The 3,007-nt window shown below is 72.7% G+C and carries 3 protein-coding genes; 1 reads left to right on the top strand and 2 read right to left on the bottom strand.

What is annotated here, in order from left to right; translation table 11 throughout:
• Window positions 1-129: 129 nt before the first annotated feature.
• On the bottom strand, window positions 130-1,344 hold the full coding sequence (locus DRV96_RS17585) for a vWA domain-containing protein (protein ID WP_119293565.1): 1,215 nt from the start codon (window positions 1,342-1,344) through the stop codon (window positions 130-132).
• Complete coding sequence (locus DRV96_RS17580; RefSeq protein WP_119293563.1) at window positions 1,337-2,389, bottom strand: AAA family ATPase; 1,053 nt, start codon at window positions 2,387-2,389, stop codon at window positions 1,337-1,339. Before DRV96_RS17580 ends, DRV96_RS17585 begins: the two co-directional genes overlap by 8 nt.
• Window positions 2,390-2,678: 289 nt before the next feature.
• Here DRV96_RS17580 and DRV96_RS18240 point away from each other — a divergent pair.
• Window positions 2,679-3,007 (top strand): hypothetical protein (locus DRV96_RS18240; protein WP_162911137.1); only part of this gene is annotated, 329 nt, incomplete at its 3' end.

Genomic DNA, 3,007 nt, shown 5'->3' with positions numbered 1-3,007 from the left:
GCCACAGGCTTGCAGCCGAAGAGGTCTTGCCCTTCGCTCGGCGTCGCTTCAGTCGTCTCGGTGCTCATGCCACTTCAACGGCCAAACTCGCCCGCAGCTGTCGGGGTTATCCCAAATCTTCACAGGCTCTCAGGCCAGCGGCACGCGCCGCCCCCACGGCACCGGCGCGCGGCCCTTGACGAGCCACAGCACCGGGTAGTCGGGTGCTCGCGCCGGGAAAGTGCCCTCGGCGTCGGTGAAGTAGACGAGCGCGTCGGGGCGCAGCCCCTGCTGCGCGACCCAGTCGAACACCGGGCGGAAGTCGGTGCCGCCGCCGCCCGAAAGCGCCGGCAGCGCGAGCGGCTCCCAAGGCTCGGCGACCCACGGCGCGCCGGCGGCGAGCGCGCTGTCGCAGGCGAGCAGCGTCGTGCGCACGGCGAGCGTGCCCTTCAGCGCGTTGAGTTCGGCGACGAACTGCGCGAGGTCGGCCGCGCCGATCGAGCCCGACGTGTCGATCGCGACGACGAGGTCGCCGGAGGCGCTGCGCAGGCTCGGCAGCAGCGCGTCGCCCTCGCGGCGCGACGGGCGCGACCACGCGTAGTCGTCGCGTGCGGTCTGCGCGAGGTACTGCGCGAGCGCGGCGCGCCACGACACGCGTGGCGCGAGCCCCTCGTCGACAAGACGCGCGAGTGCGCCGGCGAGCTTGCCCGCCTCGCGCGCGCGCTGCGCCGCGGCGGCGAGGTGGCGCTGCCACTGGCGGTGCAGGTGCTCGCGCTCGTTGGGCGACAGCGGCGGCGGGCGCGCGTCGTTATCGTCGCCGCCGGCGCCCGTGGGCCGCCCCTGTGCGCGGCCGCCTCCGCCGGCGTCGTCGCGCGGCGCGCCGTCGCCCGTGCCGCCCTGGCCGCCGTCGTCGCCGTCCCATGCGTGCTCGTCGAGCGTGTCGCTGTCGAGACGGTCGTCGAGGCAGGGGTAGATCTCCTCGGCGCTCAGGCCTCGGTACAGCGGCAGCACCTGCGCGCCCGGCGGCGGCGCGAGGCCCTCGTCGAGCAGCAGCGGGTTGATCGCGAAGTCGCACGCCAGATCCCAGCGCCGCTGCACGCGGTGGCCGCGGCGCGCGAAGTGACCGAGCGCGCAGTGCAGCGCCTCGTGCGCGAGCGCGAACTGCAGCTCGGCGGGCTTGAGCGCCGCGATCCACTGCGGGTTGTAGTACAGCGCCCGCGCGTCGGTGGCGGTCGTCGCGCACCAGCGCCCGGCGGGCTTGAGCGGCAGGCGCAGCGCCAGCGCCCCGAGGAACGGGTAGTCGAGGATCAGCCGCGTGCGCGCGGCCGCGAGCCGGCGCGCGGCGTCGTCGGCCGGCTCAGTCATAGAGCAGCACGTCGGCCGCACGCTCGGCCCAGCGCTTGAACGCCGGCACGGCGAAGAGCGCGGTGCCCAGGCTGCGGTGCAGGTCGGCCACCAGCATCACGCCCATCTCGCGCGTGGGCAGCCGCTCGGCGTAGTCGAGGATGTGCCCCCAGGTGCGTGCGGCGTCTGCCGTGCCCTTCGCGCGCAGCGCGCGGCCCACCAGCGCAGCGGCCACCGCGTACTGCAGGTCGATCTCGGCGGGCACCGCGGCATCGCGGCCCTCGACGATCGCGTCCAGATCCGGCAGGCGGTCGAGCGTGGCCAAGTACGCGGCGCACTCGACGCCGGCCGCCTGCCCGACGCAGCCGGCGAGCGCGCCCTGCAGCAGCGCGGGCTGGTCGGCGAACTTGCGCAGCGCGCGGTGCGCGAACTCCCACGAGCGCGGGCTCGGGAACGCCATCTCGCCGGCCAGCGTGCGCGCGGGGTCAAAGTCGAACAGCAGCTCGGGCTTGAAGCGCAGGAAGCCGATCAGCCGCTCGTCGATGCCGGCACGCCACGCCCACTGCACCCAGTCGTCGAGGTCGACCTCGACCTCGAAGTGCGCGAAGCGGTTGGCCAGCGGCGCCGGCATCGCGTAGGTCACGCCGCGGTCGCCCTGGCGGTTGCCGGCGGCGAAGATCGCCCAGCCCGCGGGAATCGCGTATTCGCCCAGGCGCCGGTCGAGGATCAGCTGGTACGCCGCGGCCGACACCGCCGGCGCCGCGCTCGTGATCTCGTCGAGGAACAGCACGCCGCGCGGCCCGTGCCGCTGCGCGTCGGGCAGCATCGCCGGCGTGGCCCACTGCACGAGGTCGCCGACGCGAAACGGGATGCCGCGCAGGTCGGAGGGCTCCATCTGCGACAACCGCACGTCAACCATCGGCACGCCGTGGCGCTGCGCGAGCTGCGCGACCAGCTGCGACTTGCCCACACCGGGCGGCCCCCACAGCATCACCGGCGTGTGCTGGCCCTCGGCGGTGGCGAGGAACTCGCGGTCGAGGACCTGGGCGAGGTGGGCAGGGCGCATCGGCGGTCGGCGCGGGCAAGCGATGCGGTGCAGTCTAACGGCCGCGCCGATAGGGGCCCACGTACCGGCGCCTTGCTGCCGCGGCCGCGGTCAGCGCAGGCCCGCGGCGACGAAGTGCGGGTTGTCGAAGCCGACCTTGGCTTTCACTGTCGGCCATCTTTACACGACTCGCAGTCGTGACTCCTTAAAACGGCATAAGTGCTTGATCCGTCGGTTTGTTGGCCGACTGGAATACCTCTTGCTGCGCGCGACCCACCTCGCTGAAACAGCGTTCGTGAGGAGCGACGTAATGGATCTTCGTACAGCGTTCGGTTTCCTGGCCTGGTGCGGCATGCTCATGGCGAGCGCGACCGCTCAGGCGTCGATCCTGAAGCTCGATGGCACCTTCACCGGGTTCTTCGTCAGTGGCACGCCTTATTCGGTCTTGACTGGTTCGTGGTCGGCTCAGGTCGACACGGGCGGCGCGCGTCAAGGTAGTTGTCGCCTCGTTCATGCAGCCAGTGGCTGCGTATCGACGCACCCTGAGCGTGTCTTGACGACGGCGTCGCGTTCAGGGTTCAGAGTCACCGCAGCGATGGGCGTCCAGTTGCGCGTGACGCCCGACCAGCGGCGCGGGTG

Origin of the sequence: Azohydromonas sediminis (genome assembly GCF_003574675.1) — a bacterium.
Lineage (GTDB): Bacteria > Pseudomonadota > Gammaproteobacteria > Burkholderiales > Burkholderiaceae_C > Calidifontimicrobium > Calidifontimicrobium sediminis.
This window is presented reverse-complemented; position numbering and strand designations above follow the sequence as displayed.

What these genes read in the sequence shown, in the direction of transcription:
- DRV96_RS17585 (WP_119293565.1), bottom strand. Translation starts at nt 1,344, where the DNA reads ATGACTGAGCCGGCCGACGACGCCGCGCGCCGGCTCGCGGCCGCGCGC.
- DRV96_RS17580 (WP_119293563.1), bottom strand. Translation starts at nt 2,389, where the DNA reads ATGCGCCCTGCCCACCTCGCCCAGGTCCTCGACCGCGAGTTCCTCGCC.